Below are 21927 nucleotides of genomic sequence, written 5' to 3'. Positions count from 1 at the left end.
GCAAGGCTTGGAACAGGCCGCTCATACATTCGGGATCATTAGATCGCTGAATCTCACAGGCGCATCCGTCGATATCACCATTGACTGCCTTGTTATGGGGGCTTTCCGTAGTTCTACATAAGAGCGACCAGATTTCGAACCGCCACGGGTACGAGGATGTTGTAGAGGACTCCCTACACGAAACTGGAATCGGTCAGTACAGGGAACTCACGAATCGCTCAGTACAGGAGACTTCCGGGACGGTTCCCAGAGTTTACTGGGTGGAGGAGTCGTTATATTTCTATTTTTCCTCAGATACGACACCTGATTGGCTCGGGCCAAATCGCCGTAACGCAAACGCAACAGTAGATGATACAATCCCTATTGGGACGCCATACAACATTGCTCCCCCCACGCCGGTTAACAGTCCATAGTCAGGTTGAGGGTGATTAAGCGAGATGACACTATACAGGGCAGAGCCGCTTATGACGACCACGGCGACGGCGATACTCACGAGTATTCCGTTGTTGCGATATGTGTGTATCCCTGCCAGAATAATCGCTGATACCGTGACTCCAAGAAATGAGTTTCCCATACCGGAATTTCCAACAAGATAGAGTTGACCGAAGAATAAGGCCATGAGAATGATCGAGTAGCCGAGATACCGAAGCGATAGGTTCAACGACTTCCCGAGAAGGAACGATTCTAACCGTGAGTTCATGTACCATGCTGACTCGCTGGTCGTATAAGCTTTTGATCGAGAAGGTCGCGGGAAATAGGCATATAGATAGTACCCAAAACGAGCAGGTACTCTATGACCGGGTTCAATACGCACGCAGGCTGTCACGGCTGATCCACGCACAAGAACGCGAAACAAATCACCGAGCCGGGATCGCCACACCACTATTAGTGAATAGAAAACTATTCTAGAATAGAACGCACGGTCAGATGCTGTCCGGACGGGGAGCGTTCTCGTACTTGACCATCTTCTCGGGCTTGTCAGTGATGGTGTCGTAGATCTGCTGGAGCGTGTCCTCTGCTGCGAGGAGGTTATGATCGTCGAGGAACGCCCGGCCGTCCTCCGTGAGCCCATAGAACTTTCTCGGGTAGCCCTGCCGGCGCTGGTCGTCGTCTAGGGCGACCTCCTTCACGATGCCCTTATCGATCAACTTCTGGATGTGTTTGTAGACGGTGGCGTCGCTCACGCTGGGGTTGAGCTCCTCGAGCTCATACATCGAGGGGAGCTGGTCAGGATGCTGGAGGATGTTGTTAATCAGCGCGAACCGCGTCTGCTGGGTGACAAAGTGGACGAGTTCCCGTGATTCCGTCCCCTCAGTTGTCCCCGTTTCTGTACTCATACAACACGATACACGTCCTAGCGACAAGTAGTTTACTCTTGGGTAAATCACTGTGGAGTAAATCGCACCCAACTAAGCTGGTGATTTACTCCGTAAATCATATCGCACGACGCTGAGAGGGGTCATATATGTCCGACGAGGAGCCGCCGGTCCCTGAAGAAGTCCTCACCAGTGCGAAGGATCAACTCGACGACGAAGCGATCTCGCTGGCGGACAACGAGGAGATCCTCCACGCCCTGAGCGAACTGACCCCCGTCTACGAAAATGAGCGCTCGTACTTCGTGCTGGGCAACTACGACCGGGAGCCGATTCGACGGCTGAACCTCGTGGTCGACCGGCTCAATCGCCGGCAGGACGCCTATGCGTTCCGAATGGTCGACATCCGTGGCGAGTGGGACAACAGCATCCAGAAATTCTGTCTGATTGCCGACATCGTGACCTACCTCGTTGGCGTCGCCGAGAAGGATCCGAGTGACTTCCTCGTCGAGCAGGGGCTCCTCGTCGGCACGACGGAGTTTTTCGAGAAGAGCCACGTCCTCAAGCGGGTGTATGAGGACGAGAAACACCCGTTCGGCTGGATGCAGGACGGCGTCTTCGAGCTGTTCGAGCAAGAGGGACAGCTGTATCGCTGGCAGACAGAGGAGGAACTCGTCAACGTCACAGAAGAGCTCCCGTGACGGCAGTAGAGTCGTAACTGTCTGCGTTAACCAACTCGAGGGATGAACAGGGTGGTCTGATGGTTAATCGGAACCAGCCGCATCGGCCGGGAGTCTGCCATCCGGTCGCGGGACTCGCCCACGCTTGATTTCGTGATCGACGCGACGGAGGTGCTTACATCCGCCGGCAGGGGAGCGCTGCTGCCAATCTGGACAGGTACAAGATTCGCCGACAATGTCGACTTCGTACCGGTTCCCGGACGCGGACTGTACCTCGTAGCGGCCACCCTTCGAGAGCAGTGAGACGTCCATCGCTTCGGTGACGGCACGCTTCGTGCGGGGCTCGAGATCGTCCTGTGACTCTGCGTTCTCGTTGACGACCAGTCGGTCGCGAACGTCGCCCGTTCGACCCTCGTCCGGCGCGACGGCTTCCGCAGGGCCATTGAGCCGCTCGTGGAGCACTTCCTCCATCGGATGGCCTTCCGGCCACAGGTAGTGGACCTCGCGGCGCTCGCGATGGTCGTAGGAGCCGCACGCCGCTGCGTTCCCGGTCTAGACGCGCCAGGCCCCGAGCGCGGCCATCACGTCGACGATGTCGCGGGGAACCGTCTGGTGGTCGTCCGGGAAGAACACCCGGAATCGGGTACACCCTTCTTGCGGCGGCACGGTCTCCCACCAGTCTTCGCTGGAGCCCCAGCTGTCGTACATCGCCTCGTCGCTCCCGTAGCCGACGGTCACGCCGTCGACCGGCGTCCAGTCCGCCGGGAGGTGGTCCGCCTCTCCTTCAAGGACCCGAAGAACGGCGTATCGGAGGTACTCGTGGGCTTGGTTGTCTGTCGTTCGAGCGACCTGATCGTGCTGCTCGGCAACGTATTCGGCTTCCTCGAGGACTGTCATGAGACAGCGGTCAGTCATCATTCGACGGAGGTCAGAACGCGCCTCCGCCCCTCCGCGGGCGCTGAAAAACTTAACCAACAGATCGGGAGGAATACATCACTCTGTTGGTTAATCAGGTTGGGACGTGGATTCGCTCTCGAGAACGTCGATGAGCTCTTCTGCCGTTCGACTAATCCGTCCGAGCCGCTCGCGAACGACCTCGGGATCGTCTGACTCCCACGCAGCGAGGTAGAACGCCGATCCGCTCGTGTCGAGCCCGCAGTAGCGCCCGACGACGTACGCGACGGCTTCGGCCTCGACTTCGCGTTTCGACCGCTCGGTCTCGTCGTCGACGTCGAAGTGGAGCAGGGCGTGTGCGTACTCGTGAATCAGGGTCCGCGCAAGGTCAGCCTCGTTCGCCCGATCGCGCACCTCGACGAGCGGCTGGACGTCAAACAGGCTCAGCTGCTCGCAGATGCCCTTTGCCTCGCCGTGGGTCCACTCCTCAGCTGGAACGATCCGCACCGTCACGCCGAGGTCGTCAGCGGCGGCAGTCAACTGTTCGACGAGGTCGCCGGCGTCCCCGGTCGCTTCCGTGTCAAGGTCGGGAAGCGGTTCGCCTTCGGTTTGGGAGATGTCGAACACCGGCGCGGGCTTGAACCCGACCAGGCCCTCGGACCACTCCTCGGGCGACGTCTCGTCGTACTCACAGTCACTGTCCTCGTGGTAGCTCGGCGAATTCTCGCACTCCGGGCACTGCTTGGTGATGATCGGCGCCCAGATCCAGATGGCCGACTCACCCTCCTTGACGTGGCGGTCGAACTCCTCCTGCCACGTCCGGTAGCCCGCCACCCGGCTCGCCTCGGGACACTGCCGCTTGATGAGGAGCGTGTTCCGGTAGGAGTAGTCGTGGAAACGACTCTGGACGTCCAGCCACTCCTGGAACTCCGCGCTGGCTTGCGCGTCGTCGACGCCGGCGACGAGGTCGTCGATCCACTGTTCGATGGTACTGTTCATCTCGTCTGATCGCGTGTCGGTCTGGTCGAAGGAGACCGACGAGTCACTAGTCGTGGACATTGTGTTCACCGAATCGAGTTCATGGCGACTGCGTCTGTTCAGACCGCGCCGCACCCCTCAGGGCGTTCAAAAAACCGCTCTGTCGGTCAGCGGAGCTCGTGGCGTTCGTCTACGAACCCGACTGTGACAAGGTACTCGAGAAAGTCTTCGAACCGCTTGATGTCGCTAGGCGTGTCTGTCGCTAGGTGACGCGTCCATTCGATGGCCCACTGGAAGACGGGATCTGTGCCGCCCTTGCCGTGAATGTACCACCACCGGGCCGCTTTCAACACGACCAGCGGATTCGTCGGCGGGTGTTTACTGGCCAGCCCACGGGTGATGGACTCGATTTCGTCGGGGACATCGGTGGGTTCGACGTCGCCTGATTGCGTGTTGTCGATATCGACCGGGATCTCGTCGACCGAGACGTTGTCAGGACGCTGTTGTTGACTCATTGGATGTCACCTCTGAGAGCTTTTGAAGGAGCCCTCGCCCTCTCCCGGGGTACAAAAAACAGAACACAGCGGATTAACCAACAGTAGGAAAACTCACGCGGAGTGTTGGTTAATAACGGAGCTTACTCTTCGTTCTCACGCAGCTCTTCAGCCTTCCACTTGAGCCGGCGCAGAATCTGCGTCCGATTCTGGTGGGCGTTTTCGTATGCAACACACTCACGGAGTGTCTCCATATCGGGAATTGTCTCGATTCCGGCTTTGATCAGTCGATGGTTCGGTGCTTCGAGGCGCTTTTCGGGCGGGAAATCGTCATTCTCGGTGTCATTAGCTGACTCCATTTCAGAACGCCTCCACCGCTAGAGGGCTGAAACAAACAACTCTCCGCACAATTCTGCTCTCTCTAAGTTCATTGAATAGAACCTACCCGATCACGTTCTCACCGATTTCAACAAGACTGTCTTCACTGATTGTCCATCAACTGTAGTGTGTGACCTGTCACCACTGCTTTGTCAATCCGGTTCGTAGGTCTGTCTATGACTCGTACAGCAGTCATCGCAGGGGTCGGCCCAGGACTCGGTGAATCAATCGCACGAACATTCGCAGCCGAGGGCTGTCAGGTTGCTCTTTTCGCTCGGTCGGCGGGCTACATTGACGAACTCGCTGAGGATCTTCCGGACGCCGGGGAGGGGCTGGCCGTCCAGACTGATCTCACAGAGGTTGACCAGATCCAAGACGGATTCGAGGCAGTTCGCGAGGCATTCGGGCCGGTCGACATTCTCGTAAACCACGCGAGTGCCGCCTCTTGGAAGGGGCTTATGGACGTGAGCGTCGAAGAATTCGAAGAGGCGTGGGCGGTCAACGGGCGGGGTGCATTTGTCTGTTCACAAGAAGCAGTTGGCGACATGCTTGAGACGGGCGGCGGGACGGTCATCTTCACGGGTGCAACCTCCGCTGTCCGGAGTCTTGGTGGGGCGATCGGATTCACGACCGCGAAGTTCGCCGCCCGCGGGATGGCGATGGATATCGCCCAGGAGTTCGGCCCCGAGGGGGTTCACGTCGCGCACGTCGTCATCGACGGGCAAATCGACACGCCGGGCGTTCACGACCAGTTCCCCGACCGGGAGAATGAGACGTTCCTCGACCCCGACGAGATGGCTGAGACCTACTGGCATCTCGTCGAACAGGACGACGTCAGTACACAGCCGTTCGAGGTCCACATCACGAACGGCCCGCAGAACTCCGAGTTCATCTGACTGAGATAGGAACGGAGCCACCCCTCGGTTGTGTTAGCTGAGCACGACTGGGCGGCAGGATTGTATGCGAGAAGCCCCTCCACAGCCATATGGGTCGGAATATGCTCGTCGACGGGGACTGGAAGACGGATCTCGGACCGTATACTGACGAGAGTGGCGCATTCGATCGGGCTGAAACCTCGTTCCGTAATTGGATCCAGGATGCCCCGGATACCAAATTCCAGCCGGCGGCCGGGCGGTACCACCTCTATATCGCGCGGAACTGTCCGTGGGCACACGGTGCCGCGCTCACGCGCCGCCTCGCCGGGCTGACTGATGTCGTCTCGATGGACATCGTCGACCCGTGGCGTGAAGACGAGGGCTGGGAGTTCACCCCGCAAAAAGACGGCTGTACTCCCGACACAGTCAACGGCTGTGACTATCTTCGGGACGTGTACGTCGCGGCCGATCCCGAGTACACCGGTCGAGTGACCGTGCCAGTTCTCTGGGACCGAGAGCACGAGACCATCGTCAACAACGAATCCATCGAGATTATGCGGATGTTCGCCACCGAGTTCGCCGACTACGGCGACGATGGGCGCGAGCTGTATCCCGAAGGCTACCGCGAGGAGATCGACCGGATCATCGATTCGATCTACGATTCGATCAACAACGGCGTCTATCGGGCCGGCTTCGCGGAGTCACAGAAAGCATACGACGAGGCCGTCACCGACGTCTTCGATGCGCTGGATTACTGGGATGGGGTCCTCGCCGACCAGCGCTATCTCGCCGGCGATCGGTTGACGCTCGCCGACGTGCGTCTATTCCCGACGCTGATCCGATTCGACGAGTGTTATCATACGGCGTTCAAGTGTAACCGACAGTATCTCCACCAGTACGACAATCTCTGGCCGTATTTGCGTGATCTCTACCAGACGCCAGGATTCGCCGAGACCGTACGGATGGAGCACATCAAAGACGACGGCTACTACCAGGGGGAGATTACGCCGATCGGACCGGGGCTCGATTATGGACGATCCCACGACCGCGATCAGCTCTCGAGTCCCAACAAGACCGCGAGTCGACCGTCGTAGTCCCGCTCTGGTGTATTTTGAACGCGCACCGGTCGGTCCGCGTTTCTTGAGCGGGTGAGACGCTCGATGTCTGATTTCACGGCACGGTTCCCCGGCTTCCGCCGCTGTCTCCGACTCGCCGTCGCGTATCCTTTTCTGGTCTGGCCGCCTCGTGGGTGTATGACCGATACCGAAGCGACCTCCTCCGATGGACTGTCCGTGGAGGCGGTACTCGACCGTGTCCGGACGCACGAATTCCACCCTGTTGATGAGACAAGCTTCACAATCGATCGGACGCTCGAAGAACACGGCATTGCGGACCTCGACGACGACGATTGGAGAGTCCGACTGCTCGCCGTCCGCGACCTCGTTCGGCTCGGAGACGCCAAAACGTCTGAAATCGCCGGCGCACTCGAGGACGACGACGTACAGGCACGCTACGTCTGTGCAACGGCGCTGGGAATTCTGCGAGCCCAGAGCGAGGTGGAGTCGCTCGACCGGGTGGTTCGCGAAGATCCGGACCCACTGGCACGATCCCAGGCGATCGTCGCGTTGGGACAAATCGGTGCCACCCAGTCACTGGACTTGCTCCGTGACCGGCACGCGAACGACGACTCGAAAGACGTCCGTCATCAAGCCGAACTTTCGATCGACCGCATCGAAAAGGGCGCCGTCGCCGAACCCGAGCTGGAGGCCGCGTATCGAAATCTCGACGAAGACACGTTCGAACAGCTGGCAGTTGGTGAGGCAGCGCCGTCATTCGTACTGCAGGATACTGACGGACGGACATGGGACTTGGAGGACTCGGTTGGAGACGAGTGGACGGTCCTGATTTGGGTGTTTGCCGACTGGTGTCCGGTCTGTCACCGCGAGTTCGACGAACTGATCGAGCTTCGCGAGGAACTGCAGGCGGCGGATATCAACGTGGCGACGATCGAATGTCACGGCCAGTATCGCGGTCGCGTGATGGTCGGTCGGGAACTTGAGCCGGAGTACTGGTTCGCTGAGGAGTCGTTCATCGAGTCGTACGCCGAGGAGATTTGGTGGCCACACCTCCTCGATCGAGCAGGGACTGTCGGCGCGAAATACGGCGTCGACCCGATGGCGTATGCCGTCCACGCCGAGTATATCAATCGACCTGCGACGATTATTCTCGATCCGACTGGGACTGTTCGCTTCGCCTATTACGGGACGTTCTGGGGCGACCGGCCGTCTATCGAAGAGACGGTAGAAATGATCCAATCGGAGGAGTTCGAGTTCGAACATCAGGAACGGCGATACCCTTCGGCTTAACAACGGCTGCGCCGGAGAAGCGCGTGGTTGTGTCTCGAACATTGCCGTGGAGTGATCGTGGAGGGAGTCGCTCAGGAGATCGTGAGCGCGAACAGGGTGAGATTGTGGACAGCGGGTACGAGACCGGCACCAGCGGCGATGACAAGTAGGCCCACTGACTCTCGGCCTAGCTGGTTGCTGTTTGTGTCGAGAGCGGCCAAGACGAGCATAGCGGCAGTTATTTTCACAAAAAGAAAGAGCACGGCGCCGGATGGGCCGACGGCGTCTCCAAACTGAATGATTGCCGCGGAGATCGGGTTCCGTTCGATCGTCCCGAGACGCTCGAGTCCGATTCCCGTGGTCGTCGCGTCGAGAACATGCGCAAAGAGGACCCCACGACCGAGCCACCCATGGGTGGATAGCTGTCGATTCTGAAGCGCTCGCAAGACGAGTCTAGTGATACCGATTGCCATCACGATTGCGGCTGCGTTCCAGACGAGAACACGCAACTGGAGCTCCTCAGCTGTGAAGAGGCTCATCCCCCCGACGACGCTAGCCGTAAGGACACCGCTGACGGCTGTCCACCCCGAAGTTTCGTGTATATCAGCGGCATCCAGTATCACCCACAACCCTGAGACGAGCCCCCCGACCACGAGGTACACCGTCGGACTCAGAAAGAATCCAGCGGCTGGGCCCGACATGGGTACCGACCGTCCAATAGCGACCGCGACACCGATGACGGCGAACCACGGAAGTGTCGCCGCGATCTCGGACGCAGTCACAGTAACATGACGGCGACGGAGGCCCCAAGCCGTCGTGACGAGTAAAGTACCGGCCAGAGCGAATGCGACGATCGATCCGCTCATAGTAGTGGTGACGGAAAACGACGTGTGGAGGAGTGCCAGCTCCGACGGCCTTCTGAAACCACCTCAGGCGTACTTGTTCTCGAGATGGGTGACGATGTCGTCGCTCTCTGCCAGCCCCTCAATGCCGTGCTCAGGGTCGACAAGCACCGGCACCCCGGACTGACCGCTCACCGATTTCACCTCGAATCGGAGAAACCGAAAGGGGAGTACGTTATGCGCCTCGTATTCCAGATCTAATTCATCGAGCTTGTTTTCGACCTTCGCACAGTACGGGCAGCCAGGAAGCCGGTAGAGTTCCAACATTAGGTCTTGGTAAAGAAGGGCGCAGTCATCTTAAACAGTCTTCGCGGATGTGAAACAGGTTCGCACGAACGCTCCTACTGTTAGAACAAACAGCTCAAGACGTGAGTGTTCGATATATGTTTTGGAGACCACTACTCGATACAACAGCTCATCTTCGACGTATCCCTACGGAACGCTTGACAAGCCTGTTTGAACGCTTCACTGAACGTCGGGAACGGGTGAACGGTATCGATGATGTCGTCGACGGTGAGGCCGAACTTCACCGCCAGCGTCGCTTCCATAATCATGTCGGCGGCACGGGGGCCGACCATGTGGACGCCGACGATCTCGTCTGTCTTGTGGTGCTTGACGACTTGAATGAGACCCTCCGTGTCCTTGACGGCTTTCGCCCGTGGTACATCCTCCATCTGAACAGTCCGGCACGAACAAGTCCCGTGCTCATCCGTGTACTCCAGCTCGGTTGTGCCGACTGCGGCGACCTCCGGGCTGGTGAAAACAACTGCGGGGACTGCGTGGTAGTCGATACTGACGCCCTCGTCACTAAACGCGTTCCTGACGGCGTGATTGCCCTCCTTGGCAGCAACCGTCTCGAGTTCGGGCTCGCCGATCACGTCGCCAGCCGCGTAGATGTGGGAATTCGTCGTCTGGAAGTACTCGTCGACGTGGATCGTTTCATTGTCGTCCGTTTCCACCCCTACTGATTCGAGACCGATCCCGTCGCTGTTGGGCTGGACGCCGGTCGCGACGAACAGCGCGTCGCCGGTGATCGTTCGTTCGGTGCCGTCGACGGCTGTCTCGACGGCGACGCCCGACTGTCTCGTTTTGATTCCACCGGCGGTTGCTGACGTACGGACCCGCTGAAAGTCGTTGCCGGTGACCGTCTTGATGCCTTCCTCCTCGAATACACGCTGTATCTCGCGCCCAAGTTGCCCCTCCATTTCTGAGAGCACGCGTTCGGAGCGCTGGAGGATCGTCACGTCGACGCCGACGTGGTGGAGGATCTGGCCCCACTCCAGCGCGATGTACCCGCCGCCGAGCATTACGATGCTCTCGGGGAGGTCGCGCTCTTCGAGGATCGTCTCGCTCGTGTAGTAGTCGACATCCTCGAGGCCGTCGATAGGCGGTGCCCACGGTGAGCTTCCTGTCGCGACGAGGGCCTTTTTTCCGGTGATGCGTGCGCCCTCGTCGGCGCCGTCGACAACCACGATAGTCGTGTCGTCACCGGACTGCGTCCGGTTGCCCGAGGGACTGCGTCCCTCGCTGTCGACTAGCTGCCCGTACCCCTCGTAGATATCGGTCTCGAAGTGCTCAGCGACGTCGACGTAGTTCTCCTGCCGGAACCGCTCGACGAGTTCGTCGGTGCCGTCGAGGGCGTCGGCCCAGTCGACGGTCGGCTCCTCGGGGTATCGAACGGCGTCGAAGGGGTTCTCCGACGCTGTTGCACCGTTTTCGACGACGGCGAGCAGATGTTTACTCGGGACACAGCCGACGTTCACGCAGGTCCCGCCGATCGGCAGGCCCGTGTTCACTATTGCCGTCGAAAGGTCCCGCCGGCTCGCTTCAGTAATCGCAGCGAAGGCCGCGGCGCCGCCGCCGAGAATCACGAGGTCGTAGTGGGGGTCGCTAGTCACGTATGCGGTTACTTTACAACGGGAAGCGTTTATACTTCGAAGTCCAAAGCTATGGAGTAAGTTGGAGGCTACAAAGCTATGGCAGATACCACCGCAGACGCTCCCGCCTGTGATATTGACGGCACGTGCTACTGTCCGCTCACGGGTGTGATCGGGACACTGAGTCAAAAATACGCGATGCAGCTCGTCAGCATCATCGGGGCGCACGACTCGCTTCGATTCGCGGAGATTGAAGCGCACCTTCCGACGGCGAGCACTTCGACCATCTCGAAGCGACTCGACGAATTTGAGGAGGCTGGACTCGTCTCTCGAACCCAGTATAACGAGGTCCCACCCCGCGTCGAGTATGCCCTCACTGAGGATGGTGACGAGCTACGGACGCGGCTCGAACCGCTCCTAGAGTGGGCGGCGTCGACGGAGTAACCATTCGCCTCGGCTGTCTTCCCGACACGACGGCACGACTCACCTCCGTGGTCAGGTGAGATAAACCGCGTCGGCCGTAGTGCTCACCTGTGTGAGTTGATCGCACAAACGCTCGAAAATTAAGATGTTCGTTCGGCTATCTCCACCTGTCATGCCGGACGACACCACGATTTCGGCGCGGTCGGCGCCCCCGGAACTCCTCGACCTATCGCCCAGTGCCAAGCTGGTCGCGAAGACCCTCGAGTACGGGGGCGAGAGCACGCAGTCGGCCCTTGCCGAGTCGACGCTTCTCCCCCCGCGGACCGTTCGGTATGCGCTCGATCAGCTCGAAGAGGCCGAAATCGTTTCGTCACGAATCTCGTTTGCCGACGCCCGAAAGCGGATTTACTCGCTCGAACTGGAGGCCTAAACGATTCGGCCGCGGTCTACTTACAATCCGTTTCGCAGTCGTAGGTCCTGCTGTACACCCAGTATCCGCTCCCGGACGGGGGCGTCAGCGTCGCAAGTTCGAGCGACACTCGGAGGTCGTCCCCAGCGTCGTGCGTCTCGACGAACTGCCAAGCGCCGCCCGGTTCCTCGAGGTCGACGCGGTACTGCCAGACGTCGACGCCTCGATCGTCGACGTAGATTGCGTAGGAATCGGGGACAGCGGTGTCGCGGTTCGGGGCGGGGCTCTCCCGAGCAGTGTCAGTTCCCATGCTCGATAGTCTCTCACTAAAAATTAATACGTATCGCGTCCGGTCACCGGCGGGACACGCGAGCGGTGGATTTATTTATTGAACACAAGCGTCTCGGAGACCGCAGTTACGTATCGAGACGGGTGTTCACACCGGATCTGCATCGGTGAGGATCTCGACGAGCGCGGGACCGTCGTGGGCGATCGCCTTTTCGAGTGCGTCGTCGAGGTCTGCGGGGTCGTCGACGAAGAGACCGAGGCCCCCGCAGTTCTCCGCGAACGCAGCGAACTCGGGGTTGATGAGGTCGGTCTGCCAGACATCCCAGCCCCCGGTCCGCTGCTCTTTGCTGATCTTCCCGAGTTCGTCGTCGTTCAACAAGACGTGGGTAACGTCCATGTCGTACTTTACCGCGGTCGTGAACTCGCTCATGTACTGGCCGAAGCCGCCGTCGCTGGACACCGACACCACCTTACGACCGCCGAACTCCGACTCCGGCTCCTAGGTGGCTGCCCACGCGCCTAGGGCCGCCGGGAACGCGAATCCGATGGAACCGAGATACCCCGACATGAGCACGGACTGGTGTTCCGGCTCGAAGTACCGGCCGAACGCGTAGGTGTTGTTCCCCACGTCGACGGGGATGATCGCATCGTCGGGAACGAGCCGGGTCATCGCCTCGAAGGCCGTGGCATAGTTGACGCCGCGTTCGGGCGTCTGCTCCCGCCGTGTCGCCTTCTCCTCACGCCAAATTGCCCAGCGGTCGGCGAGCTCCTCGCGCTGGCTTTTCGCCGCAAGGTCGTCCCCGAGCCGTTCGTCGAACTGGTCGACGGTGACACCGATCTCGCCCCACACCGGCACGTCGACGCCATGGAACTTCCCGAGCGTCATCGCGTCGTAGTCGACGTGGATCGTTGGCTTGTACTCCGCGATGCCGGTGTGGTTCGAGAAGCTCGCGCCGAAGACGGCCAGCAGGTCCGCCTCGTTCATGAAGTGGCTCGCGATCGGGGTCCCGCTCCGGCCGAGGACGCCTCCCGCGAGCGGGTGCGAGTCGGGAATCTGCCCTTTCGCTTTGAACGTCGTCAGCACTGGACAGTCGAACCGTTCGGCCAAGTCGACGATCCCGTCCATCTCGAAGCGGGCACCGTGTCCGACGACGATCACCGGCCGCTCGGCGCTCTCGAGTAGGTCGGTCGCGTCCTCCAGCGCACTTTCCGGCGGCGTGATGTCGCGGTCCGTGATCCGTCCCTCCGGGTCGCCGGGATCGACGCCCTCGGCCGACTGGGTCTGGATCTCGTCGGGGAAGACGAGGTGTGAGACACCGCGTTCGAGGATCGCAGTCTTGGCCGTCCGAGTCGCAAGCTCGGCGTGGTCGCTGTCGGGGAGGACGGTCGCCTCGAACTCAGCGACGTCGCCGTAGGCCGCTTCTAGATCGACTTCCTGGAAGTTCCCTGTGCCGAGGACCTGCGACTCGACCTGTCCGGTGAGCGCGATCGTCGGCGAGCGGTCGACGTTCGCGTCCCACAGTCCGGTGAGCATGTTCGTCGCACCGGGACCGGCGATGGAGAAGCACGCCGCCGGGCGGCCGGTGAGCTTCCCGTACGCGGAGGCAGCGAACGCGGCAGCCCCCTCGTGGCGCACGCCATAATAAGCAAGGTTTCCCCTGGCCGCTTCCCGGCGCAGCGCGTCAGCGAGGCCGAGGTTCGAGTGCCCGACGATCCCCCACACCTGCCGGACCCCCCAGTTGACCAGCGTCTCGGCGATCACGTCCGACACCGTCCGCTCGTGCGGCTCCTCTTCGGGGAATCCGACGTAGATCCCATCGTCGCGCACCTCTACCGGGAACGTCTCGACGCAGTCGTCGTGGGATCCGGGTGTTTCCCCCGTCAGCGGGTCGAAGTCCCAGCCGTGCCAGGGACAGCGGAGCAGTCCGGTCTCGATGGATCCCTCGCCGAGCGGTCCGCCTTGGTGGGGACAGCGATTGTCGAGCGCGGCGTACTCGCCATCCTGATGCGTCATCGCGACTGTCGTGTCCCCGCAGGTTACCGGTTTCACCCGCCCCTCGGGGAGTTCGTCCGGACCGAGTGCCCTGTGCCACGTCACGTTGCCTCTCGAACCGTCTGGAGACGAGTGTTCGGCCATGAGTTCGTCAGCTGCTCCGAGAGAGATTAAAACCGCGGTGGGTGTTCGACCGCATCATCCGCTCGCGGCAGATATATACGAATTCCTGCGGTCAAGAGTCGATTCCAGTGACCTCAAACCGGGTACCGCCGCTCGCGGACTCTCCGACTCCGATTTCCCAGCCGTGGGCCTCAGCGATTTCGGCGACGATCGCTAGCCCGAACCCGGTCCCGTCTCCCGTGGTCGTATGCCCCCACTCGAAGATATCGTCCCTCTCTTCCGCCGGAATCCCCGCCCCGTCGTCTTCGACGTAGAAACCGCTCCGTTCCTGTCCTTCTAGCACGCCGACGCGGACCGTCACCGACGATCCGCCGTGATCGCGGGCGTTCTCAAAGAGGTTCACAAAAAACTCGTGAAGGCGGTCTCGGTCCGCTTGAAACCCCATTGAGGACCCCATCTCGAGAGCTGCCGGCGTCATATCACAGTCAGCCCAGACGGTTTCCGCGATGGCCGCCAGATCGACCTCGGTCCGCTCGTGAACAAGATCCCCTTCTCGGGTGAGCTGGAGGAGCTCCGACAGCATCTCTTCCATGCGGTCGGCGGCGTCCTCAATCGCGTCGAAATGTTTTGATTCGCCGGTCTGTCTGGCGAGTTCTGCGTGCCCTTGAATTATTGAAAGAGGATTCTGGAGGTCGTGTGAGACGATACCGGCGAACCGGTCGAGTCGTTCGACCTTCTCTTTTAATTGTCGGCGGTTCCGGACGCGATCAGACACGTCCCGGAGCATCGCGATCATCTGTCTCGGTTCGTCGTCAGCCGAACAATCGGCCCCGGTCGTCGGCTCCAGCGCCGCTCCGGATATCTCCGTCGGGACCTCGTCTCCGTCCTTTGTCAGGCACGTCAGGTCGTCAGTGAAGCCGGTTCCTTGCTCTTTGACCTGCGAAATAAATTCCTCGCGAACCCGAGCGATGTCGTCAGGATGGATGGCTTCGGGATCCATCGACAGGAGTTCTTCGCGGGTGTATCCCAGCAGTTCACACGCTCGCGGGTTGACGTCGACGAACGATTCGGTCTCGAAGTCGACGATCATGACGGCGTCGTTGTTGTACTCGAAGACCTTTCGGTATCGCTCCTCGACCGACGACCGATCTTCGTGGGTTCTCCCCGTCTCGATGTCACCCTCGTCCGTCGATTCGTGGCTCATGTATCAGCGACCTCTGTCTGAGATTTCGGTGTCTCCTGTAGTCGACCGAGACACACGACAGCACACCACTCGCTGTGATCTAAACCCTATCACGCCTCTTTAAAATGTGTTTGCCACCGAATGATATATATCTTATAGGCTCGCCGGATGGGAACCACTCTCGCCAGCTCTTCTTCGGTTCCCCAAGTGAGGCGGCGATTGCTCTCGTCTCCGGGACACAACTTCTCGTTGGACCGCGACACCGCCGAAACCGCGATTTACTCCGGCTTCCGAGCGTCGTCGTCGACGAACGTCTCACAGGTGAGGCAGTACTCGCGCTCCTCTTTCAGTTCCGAGGGCTCGATGATCGCGAGCCTGCTTTCCGTCTCGTCGCCGCAGGTCGGACAGGTAGCGTCTCCGCTCATAACTCGATCTGACCGTCTGAGTCTACGCTTCGTCCCCGAAGTTCTCCTCGTAGGCGTCGGGGTGATTCTCCTTGGCGTGGTCTTTCAGTTCGTCGAGCGTGTCGAACGTCGCGCCGCAGTCACACGCGTGGATATCGCCGTCGTCGTGGTCGTGATCGTGGTCTGACATCGTATCTGATAATATGCGGACCACGATTAAATAGCCCCCGCGGAAGTGTACGCTAACCGCCTCGGCGGGAGCACACTCATGAGTCGACAATCACGCGATCGCAACGGAAGGGGAGGGTCGGACGGAACGGTCGACCCGGAGGGGAAGGCGCCGCTCTCGACGCTCACAGCCGAGCATGCGAAGCTCCTCTCTGAGATCGGGACGGAATTGAGCGAGTCGAGCGACGCGATCGAGTCGCTGTCGCGCGGTGCCGCGGAGGCGAACGAATCAAGTTCCGACACGGCTTCGCTCGCGGAGACGGCCCGAGGGTCGGCCCGTGAGGCGAACGCCGACGTCGACGAAGCGAAGGCCGCTGCCGCCGCAGCCGAGGAGAAACTGGAGACCCTCCGTGAGACAGTCACCGAGATCGACGACATCGTCGCGATGCTGAACGAAATCGCCGACCAGACGAACATGCTCGCGTTGAACGCCTCTATCGAGGCCGCCCGCGTCGGCGAGGCGGGCTCCGGTTTCGCCGTCGTCGCAGACGAAGTCAAAGACCTCGCCGAACAGGCTCAGGAGCGCGCGACCGAGATCGAAGCAACCGTCGAGGAGGTGCGATCGACTGCGGACGAGACGATAGACCAGATCGAGACGGTTGACGTGCGCACTGACACTGCCGCGGCGTCGATTACGGACGCGGTCGACGATCTCGACGGAATCGCCGACAGCGCGGTTCGAACCTCCGAGAATGTCGACGAGGTGAGCGAGACGACACAGGCGTACGCGGACGACCTCGACCACATCGCCAGGGACGTGATCGACGCGATCAGTCAGGCGAACGAGATCGACGAACGGACGAACCGTTCGGCGGAGCAGTAATTCGGTTTGACGGCGGCTGACTGGCAGCCTTCGCTTAGAGATCCATCTCTGCTGCCGAGTCGACCTCGAACCGGGTAACTTCCGGTTCACCGGCGAGCAGGTCGGGCAGCGCCGCCTCGAACTCTTGGAAGTGGTCGGTCTGGGAGTGCGCCTCGAAGGCGGCCTCGTCTTCGTACTGCTCGAAGAACCGGACCACGTTCGGATCGTCCACGTCCGTCGCCGGCCGGTAGTCGATCATCCCCGGCTCGGCGCGGGATTTCTCAGCGAGGTCGGCGATCAGATCGAGCGCCTCGTCGCGCTTCTCGGGATCGAGCGGAAAGACCGCGTGTAACACAATCATGCGATTCTCTTTCGTCGGTTGCGACGAATAAACTCTCGCCGCGAGGGCGTTCGACTCGGGCAGACGGAGGGTATCAACGGATCCCGAGACGAACGCGACGTGAGCCGCGAGAAACGCCGTTACGTCGCCGTTACCCGTGAGACCCGTACGTGATAATCGGCACCGACGAATTAAATCGGAGACTGTCACAGCCACCCACATGGACTCGCGACATATCACGGGCTGCGTCCCGCTTGACCGTCGGCGGAGGTGGGCCGAGTGACGTCGGATCGAAGCCGCCGCAGGGCGGTTCGAAGTCGACTCATCCCCGCCGTGGTGGAACAGAACCGGCTCGTCAAGTTCGGCCTCTCGATCGCCTTCGTCATCGCCGCGATCGCGGTGACGGGCCTCTTCACTATCCGACAGACGGCTGGGGTCGTCGACCCGGCCGCCCACGCCGCCGTGACGCGAAATATCCTCTTGATTATCGGCGTCGCCATCGTCGGCCTCGGAGCCGTCGGAATGGGACTCGCACGCCCGACGATTCGCGAGCTCGACGAACTCGGCCGACGGGCGGAAGCACTAGAAGACGGGAATCTTGATGTCGATCTCGAACCGAAAACAGACGACGAGATCGGCCGGCTTTACGAGTCGTTCGACGCGATGCGGACCGCGCTCAAGGGTCGCATCGAGGATGTAGAGGCGGAGCGAGAGCGCGCCCGCGAAGCCAAACGCGAGACGGAACGATTTGCGGACACGCTCGAGACGCGCGCTGAGGCCTTCGCGGGAACGATGGGAGAGGCCGCAGATGGCGACCTGACCGCTCGGCTCTCGGTCGAGCGCGACGACCCGGAGGCGCTCCACGAGATCGCGGACGCGTTCAACGAGGCGCTGTCGGAGCTCGAGACTACTGTCTCCGACGTGCGCCGCTTCGCCGACGAAGTGGCGGACGCGAGCGACGCGATGACGACGAGTGCGGAGGAGGTCGCCGCGGCCGCCCGCGAGACGAGCGGGTCGATAGACGAGATCTCCGCCGGCGCGGAGAAACAGAACGACCGGCTCGTCGAGATCGCCGGCGAGATGGAGACGATGTCCTCGACAACTGAGGAAGTCGCCGTTTCGGCTGAACAGGTCGCAGCGACTTCGGAACGGGCGACCGAACTCAGCGACGAGGGTCGGTCGGCGACGCGACGCGCCGTCGAGGAACTCCACGCCGTTGAGGAGCGGTCCCGGTCCGCGACGGAGGCTGTCGGCCAGCTCGAAGACGGGATGGAGCGCATCGGCGTCATCGTCGACACGATCACGGAGATCGCCGATCAAACGAATCTGCTGGCGCTGAACGCCTCGATCGAAGCCGCGCGGGCCGGCGAGGCAGGCTCCGGATTCGGCGTCGTCGCCGACGAAGTGAAAAGCCTGGCCGAGGAGACGAGCGAGGCCGCCGCGGAGGTCGAGTCGCTCATCGACGAACTCGAGGAGCGGACCGACGAGAGTGTGACGGAGATGGCGGCGATACGCGAGCGGATCGACGCCGGCGTCGACACGGTGGAGGCGGCGGAGGCCGCGCTCGCCGACATCGACGACCGCATCACGGAGGCGGACGACGGTGTCAAGGAGATTTCCGACGCGATGGATGAACAGGCCCGCGCGGTCAACGATGTGACGACGTCGGTCGATGACGTCGCCGAGATCAGTCAGCGAACATCGACGAACGCCTCGTCGGTCGCGGCTGCCGCGGAGGAGCAGGCCGTCTCCTCGGACCGTGTCTCCGAGAAGGTGGAGGGCCTAGCAGAGCGGACGACCCGCCTCCGAGAGTCGCTCGCCACGTTCCGGACCCACGACCGGACGGAGTCGACGGGGATCGGAGGAGACTCCGACGGCACGGCCTCGGCCGCCGACGACTGACCGGTAATCGGTTATCCGAATGCCCAGTTCCAGTCGGCGCTTCTGTCCGGTAACCGCAGAGTAACGACGTAACCGGGTCCCCCGATAGCGTTTATATTGGCTCTCACCGCCGATCCGTATGGGAAAGTACGCGGTGTTGCTCAGCGCTGGGCCCGACAGAACCGGGAGCGCGCTCAACGGGGTGGAGTACGCGCTCCGGCTCGCCGACGGCGGCCACGACGTACGGGTGTTTCTCGACGGGGAGGCGACCCGATGGCCGGAAGAGCTGGCGACGCGGGCCGACCACCCGCTCCGCGACGGGCTCGACCGGGCCGTGGCCGGCGAAGTTGAGGTCTCCGCCTGCGCGTACTGTGCGGCCGCGTTCGACGCGACGGCGGGCTGTCGAACGGAGGGAATCCCACTTCTCGGAACGGCCGGTGAAGAGCACGGTCCGGACGTCGCGGCCCTCGTCGCCGACGGCTATGAACTGCTCACGATGTCCTGACGAGTGCGCGGGCGAGGCCGAATTGGTCTGATTCCCCACTCCGCGATTGGTTTCTTAAGCGTGCGTACCGAACGAACTAGTCGAGAGGCACACCGAATGAACGACGGACACTCCCCGCTTCGCCTGGCGTCATGAGCGATGTGCCCGAATCCGGTTCTGTGACGGGCGACGACCCGGAGTCGACGATCTTCGAACGGCTGTTCGAGCACACCCCCGATGCGGTCCTCGTCATCGACCCAGAGGCGAACCGCATCCTGCGGTGTAACGACCAGGCGTGCGAGCTGCTCGGGTACGATCGAGAGCGCCTCCTCTCGCTCGGCCCACCGGATATCCACCCGCACGACTACGATGTCTTCGAGTCGTTCGTCGAGCGCGTTCGCGACAGGGGGAGCGGGTTCACCGCAGAGCTGTCGTGTCACACGCGGGGCGGCGAGGTCGTTCCCGTCGATGTCACCGCGACGGCCGTCCAGTTCGGAGGGGCCAATCGGATACTCGCGATCGTGCGGGACGCATCGGCGCGGACGGAGCACGAGCGCGAACTGCGCCGCCGATCGGCAGCGATGGCCGCGGCGGACGACGGGATCGCCGTGCTCGACGCGGACGGCGTCGTCGTCCACTCGAACGCCGCCTACGCCTCGCTGTTCGGGTATGACGACCCGGACGCTATTGTCGGCGCGACGTGGGGCGAGCTGTACGCGAGTCCGGACCGGTTTGAACTCGACTGTCGACCGACAGTCGCCGATTCGGGAGAGTGGCGCGGTGAGCTGACGGCCTCCCGAACGGACGGCGACGACCTGCCCGTTCGAGCGTCGGTGACGGGCCTCGAAGGCGGCGAGTTCGTCTGCGTCGCCCGCGACGTGCGCGAAGAGCGTCGTCGGGAACACCGCCTCACCGGGGTGACCGAGGCGAGCCGTGACCTCCTCGCCGCCGCCGACCGCGACGACGTGAACCGAATCGCGATCCGGACCGTCGTCGATGCGCTGGGCCACGAGCTCGCCTGCGTTCGGTCGTACGACCCCGACGCCAACGAGTTGGTGCGGACCGCGACGTCGGATGCAGCTGCGGCGCTCGTCCGGCAGGCAGTCGCCTACGACCTCAAATCGTCGAACGCCGGTGCGGCGTACCGAAGCGAGGAAACGGTCCGAAACGAGTCAAGAGAAGACGACGCGTACACCGACGACCCGTGTCGGGCCGAGGTCCACGTTCCGCTCGGCGAGTTTGGGGTACTGAGCGTTTTCGACCGCGAGGCACCGCTAACGGAGGAGGATATCCGGCTGATCGAACTGTTCGCCGGCGTGGTCCGCTCGGCGTTGACCCGCGCCGAACGCGACGAGCGGCTCCGGTCCCGTCAGAGCCAGTTGGAGCGTCGCCGCGAGGAGCTGACGGCGGCGGCTCGGTTCAACTCCCTCGTCACCGAAGTGATTCGTTCAGTACTACGGGCGACCAGCGGAGCGGCGGTCAAACAGTCTATTTGTGACGACCTCGCCAAATCGTCGTTGTACGAAGCAGCGTGGATCGCGACTATCGGGACGGGAGACGACGCCGATGCCGTGACGATCGACTCCAGCTCGGTCGCGACGGACTCGTTCAGCGAGACCAACGCGGAGTCATTCCTCACGTCGCCGTTCGCGCGGCAACTGGTCCGGCAGGCCAATGAACGGGACGCCGCAGTCGTCCAGCGGCGGCGATTCGAGTCCGAAAACGGGACTGCGGCGGACGCCAACACGGAGTCCATCGCCGCCGCAGTCCCCGTGGCCTGCGGCCGACAGCGGTTCGGCGTGCTCGCCGTGGCCGGGATAGAAGAGAGCGGATTCGCCGAAACGACACAGAGCGGGCTCGAACTGCTCGGGGAGACCCTCGGATTCGCTATCATCGCCGACCGACGCCGAAACACGCTGATCGAGAGCGACGCGGTCGAGCTGGAGTTCTCTTTCGCAAGTCCGCTGGGTGACCTGTCCGCGGCGTTCGACTGCCGGTGTGACCACCTCGGAAGCGTCGCCGGCGGTGATGACACGCACGCGTATGAGACGCGGATTACGCATGGAGACTTCGACGAGATCCGAGCCTTCCTCGACGAGTACCCCGAAATTCGTGGGTGCCGACTCGTCGAGTGTCGCGGCGAGACGTGTCTCGTCGAGGTCACCGTGGCGGGTGCGCCGCCAGGGCTGCTCGCCGAAGCCGGGTTCGGACTGGTGTCGCTCCACGCGAGCGACGGCGACACGAGGCTGATCGCCGAGGTTCCAAGCGACGAAGACGTCACACGCGTGCTCGACGCGCTCTCGGAGTACTGGGACGATGTCGAGCTGGTCGCAAAGCGCCAGACCCCGACCCGCGGGGCGGACCTTCCAGTCCCGACGGACGGCGCAGCGGGGCTTACCGACAGGCAGCGGTCGGTCCTGGAGACGGCCTACGAGAAGGGGTACTACGACTGGCCTCGCGACCACACTGCCGAGGAAATAGCCGAGAGCCTCGATATCGCCTCGTCGACGCTCCATCAACATCTCCGCTCTGCGGAACATGCGCTTGTCTCGTCGTTCGTCGACGACGAGTGAAGCTACACGGTGCTGACCGGATACCTATGTGTCTCGGTACTCCTCGCCCGAGACACGTAG

25 protein-coding genes and 2 pseudogenes are annotated in these 21927 nt (G+C 61.8%); 11 read left to right on the top strand and 16 right to left on the bottom strand.

Annotated elements, in window-relative coordinates; genetic code table 11:
• A pseudogene (locus EXE52_RS14425) lies at window positions 1-121 on the top strand (IS1595 family transposase); the annotation flags it as partial.
• A gap of 159 nt (window positions 122-280) precedes the next feature.
• Here EXE52_RS14425 and EXE52_RS14420 read toward each other — a convergent pair.
• Window positions 281-700 (bottom strand): hypothetical protein, encoded by a 420-nt coding sequence (locus EXE52_RS14420; RefSeq protein WP_137703827.1) that lies wholly within the window; start codon window positions 698-700, stop codon window positions 281-283.
• A gap of 223 nt (window positions 701-923) precedes the next feature.
• Window positions 924-1337 (bottom strand): PadR family transcriptional regulator, encoded by a 414-nt coding sequence (locus EXE52_RS14415; RefSeq protein ID WP_137703826.1) that lies wholly within the window; start codon window positions 1335-1337, stop codon window positions 924-926.
• Window positions 1338-1465: 128 nt separating this feature from the next.
• On the opposite strand from EXE52_RS14415, the gene EXE52_RS14410 reads away from it, so the two are divergent.
• The gene (locus tag EXE52_RS14410) at window positions 1466-2014 is read left to right on the top strand and encodes a hypothetical protein (protein WP_137703825.1); all 549 of its coding nucleotides are present in this window, start codon (window positions 1466-1468) and stop codon (window positions 2012-2014) included.
• 63 nt (window positions 2015-2077) lie between these two features.
• Here the strand turns inward: EXE52_RS14410 and EXE52_RS14405 are convergent.
• The 4 genes and pseudogenes from EXE52_RS14405 to EXE52_RS14390 all read right to left on the bottom strand — a co-directional run bounded on the left by EXE52_RS14405 (window position 2078) and on the right by EXE52_RS14390 (window position 4718).
• A pseudogene (locus EXE52_RS14405) lies at window positions 2078-2908 on the bottom strand (hypothetical protein).
• A gap of 90 nt (window positions 2909-2998) precedes the next feature.
• Window positions 2999-3946, bottom strand: coding sequence for an ArdC-like ssDNA-binding domain-containing protein (locus tag EXE52_RS14400; protein WP_137703824.1), 948 nt, complete (start codon window positions 3944-3946; stop codon window positions 2999-3001).
• 86 nt (window positions 3947-4032) lie between these two features.
• The gene (locus tag EXE52_RS14395) at window positions 4033-4380 is read right to left on the bottom strand and encodes a hypothetical protein (protein WP_137703823.1); all 348 of its coding nucleotides are present in this window, start codon (window positions 4378-4380) and stop codon (window positions 4033-4035) included.
• A 122-nt stretch (window positions 4381-4502) separates the two neighbouring features.
• Window positions 4503-4718: a hypothetical protein gene (locus EXE52_RS14390; RefSeq protein ID WP_137703822.1), complete on the bottom strand. Its 216-nt coding sequence runs from the start codon at window positions 4716-4718 to the stop codon at window positions 4503-4505.
• 195 nt (window positions 4719-4913) lie between these two features.
• Here EXE52_RS14390 and EXE52_RS14385 point away from each other — a divergent pair, with 195 nt between their 5' ends.
• From EXE52_RS14385 to EXE52_RS14375, 3 genes are all read left to right on the top strand, one after another.
• Window positions 4914-5633 carry an SDR family NAD(P)-dependent oxidoreductase gene (locus tag EXE52_RS14385; RefSeq protein ID WP_137703821.1) on the top strand — a complete coding sequence of 240 codons (720 nt, stop codon included), beginning with the start codon at window positions 4914-4916 and terminating at the stop codon, window positions 5631-5633.
• An 89-nt stretch (window positions 5634-5722) separates the two neighbouring features.
• Window positions 5723-6706 carry a glutathione S-transferase family protein gene (locus EXE52_RS14380; RefSeq protein ID WP_241988265.1) on the top strand — a complete coding sequence of 328 codons (984 nt, stop codon included), beginning with the start codon at window positions 5723-5725 and terminating at the stop codon, window positions 6704-6706.
• Between the two features lie 159 nt (window positions 6707-6865).
• Window positions 6866-7978 (top strand): redoxin domain-containing protein, encoded by a 1113-nt coding sequence (locus EXE52_RS14375; protein ID WP_158414004.1) that lies wholly within the window; start codon window positions 6866-6868, stop codon window positions 7976-7978.
• A gap of 71 nt (window positions 7979-8049) precedes the next feature.
• On the opposite strand, the gene EXE52_RS14370 is transcribed toward EXE52_RS14375, so the two are convergent.
• The 3 genes from EXE52_RS14370 to merA form a co-directional block, all read right to left on the bottom strand.
• Window positions 8050-8823, bottom strand: a complete 774-nt coding sequence (locus EXE52_RS14370; RefSeq protein ID WP_137703819.1) for a DUF63 family protein — start codon at window positions 8821-8823, stop codon at window positions 8050-8052.
• Window positions 8824-8886: 63 nt separating this feature from the next.
• Window positions 8887-9126 (bottom strand): glutathione S-transferase N-terminal domain-containing protein, encoded by a 240-nt coding sequence (locus tag EXE52_RS14365; RefSeq protein ID WP_137703818.1) that lies wholly within the window; start codon window positions 9124-9126, stop codon window positions 8887-8889.
• A 131-nt stretch (window positions 9127-9257) separates the two neighbouring features.
• Window positions 9258-10757 (bottom strand): mercury(II) reductase, encoded by a 1500-nt coding sequence (gene merA, locus EXE52_RS14360; protein ID WP_137703817.1) that lies wholly within the window; start codon window positions 10755-10757, stop codon window positions 9258-9260.
• A 78-nt stretch (window positions 10758-10835) separates the two neighbouring features.
• On the opposite strand from merA, the gene EXE52_RS14355 reads away from it, so the two are divergent.
• Complete coding sequence (locus EXE52_RS14355; protein ID WP_137703816.1) at window positions 10836-11180, top strand: helix-turn-helix domain-containing protein; 345 nt, start codon at window positions 10836-10838, stop codon at window positions 11178-11180.
• A gap of 151 nt (window positions 11181-11331) precedes the next feature.
• Complete coding sequence (locus tag EXE52_RS14350; protein ID WP_137703815.1) at window positions 11332-11589, top strand: helix-turn-helix domain-containing protein; 258 nt, start codon at window positions 11332-11334, stop codon at window positions 11587-11589.
• 16 nt (window positions 11590-11605) lie between these two features.
• Here EXE52_RS14350 and EXE52_RS14345 read toward each other — a convergent pair whose 3' ends face one another.
• The 6 genes from EXE52_RS14345 to EXE52_RS18300 all read right to left on the bottom strand — a co-directional run bounded on the left by EXE52_RS14345 (window position 11606) and on the right by EXE52_RS18300 (window position 15749).
• Window positions 11606-11878: a hypothetical protein gene (locus EXE52_RS14345; protein WP_137703814.1), complete on the bottom strand. Its 273-nt coding sequence runs from the start codon at window positions 11876-11878 to the stop codon at window positions 11606-11608.
• Window positions 11879-12004: 126 nt separating this feature from the next.
• Window positions 12005-12322 carry a thiamine pyrophosphate-dependent enzyme gene (locus EXE52_RS18565; RefSeq protein WP_255510321.1) on the bottom strand — a complete coding sequence of 106 codons (318 nt, stop codon included), beginning with the start codon at window positions 12320-12322 and terminating at the stop codon, window positions 12005-12007.
• Between the two features lie 33 nt (window positions 12323-12355).
• The gene (locus tag EXE52_RS14340) at window positions 12356-13993 is read right to left on the bottom strand and encodes a thiamine pyrophosphate-binding protein (RefSeq protein ID WP_199239162.1); all 1638 of its coding nucleotides are present in this window, start codon (window positions 13991-13993) and stop codon (window positions 12356-12358) included.
• 91 nt (window positions 13994-14084) lie between these two features.
• Window positions 14085-15176 carry an ATP-binding protein gene (locus EXE52_RS14335; RefSeq protein WP_137703813.1) on the bottom strand — a complete coding sequence of 364 codons (1092 nt, stop codon included), beginning with the start codon at window positions 15174-15176 and terminating at the stop codon, window positions 14085-14087.
• 257 nt (window positions 15177-15433) lie between these two features.
• On the bottom strand, window positions 15434-15580 hold the full coding sequence (locus EXE52_RS18305) for a hypothetical protein (protein ID WP_158414003.1): 147 nt from the start codon (window positions 15578-15580) through the stop codon (window positions 15434-15436).
• A gap of 22 nt (window positions 15581-15602) precedes the next feature.
• Window positions 15603-15749 (bottom strand): hypothetical protein, encoded by a 147-nt coding sequence (locus EXE52_RS18300; protein WP_158293594.1) that lies wholly within the window; start codon window positions 15747-15749, stop codon window positions 15603-15605.
• A gap of 78 nt (window positions 15750-15827) precedes the next feature.
• On the opposite strand from EXE52_RS18300, the gene EXE52_RS14330 reads away from it, so the two are divergent.
• Window positions 15828-16610 (top strand): methyl-accepting chemotaxis protein, encoded by a 783-nt coding sequence (locus tag EXE52_RS14330; RefSeq protein ID WP_241988264.1) that lies wholly within the window; start codon window positions 15828-15830, stop codon window positions 16608-16610.
• Window positions 16611-16644: 34 nt separating this feature from the next.
• Here EXE52_RS14330 and EXE52_RS14325 read toward each other — a convergent pair whose 3' ends face one another.
• On the bottom strand, window positions 16645-16950 hold the full coding sequence (locus EXE52_RS14325) for a putative quinol monooxygenase (protein WP_094519949.1): 306 nt from the start codon (window positions 16948-16950) through the stop codon (window positions 16645-16647).
• 312 nt (window positions 16951-17262) lie between these two features.
• Between EXE52_RS14325 and EXE52_RS14320 the strand changes: the two genes are divergently transcribed.
• The 3 genes from EXE52_RS14320 (at window position 17263) to EXE52_RS14310 (ending at window position 21867) form a co-directional block, all read left to right on the top strand.
• On the top strand, window positions 17263-18831 hold the full coding sequence (locus EXE52_RS14320; protein ID WP_241988263.1) for a methyl-accepting chemotaxis protein: 1569 nt from the start codon (window positions 17263-17265) through the stop codon (window positions 18829-18831).
• Between the two features lie 118 nt (window positions 18832-18949).
• Complete coding sequence (locus EXE52_RS14315; RefSeq protein WP_137703812.1) at window positions 18950-19315, top strand: DsrE family protein; 366 nt, start codon at window positions 18950-18952, stop codon at window positions 19313-19315.
• Window positions 19316-19473: 158 nt separating this feature from the next.
• Window positions 19474-21867, top strand: coding sequence for a PAS domain S-box protein (locus tag EXE52_RS14310; protein ID WP_158414002.1), 2394 nt, complete (start codon window positions 19474-19476; stop codon window positions 21865-21867).
• Window positions 21868-21927 lie beyond the last annotated feature (60 nt).

Source organism: Halorubrum sp. CGM4_25_10-8A, from assembly GCF_005435025.1.
In the GTDB taxonomy this organism is placed as follows: domain Archaea; phylum Halobacteriota; class Halobacteria; order Halobacteriales; family Haloferacaceae; genus Halorubrum; species Halorubrum ezzemoulense.
This window is presented reverse-complemented; position numbering and strand designations above follow the sequence as displayed.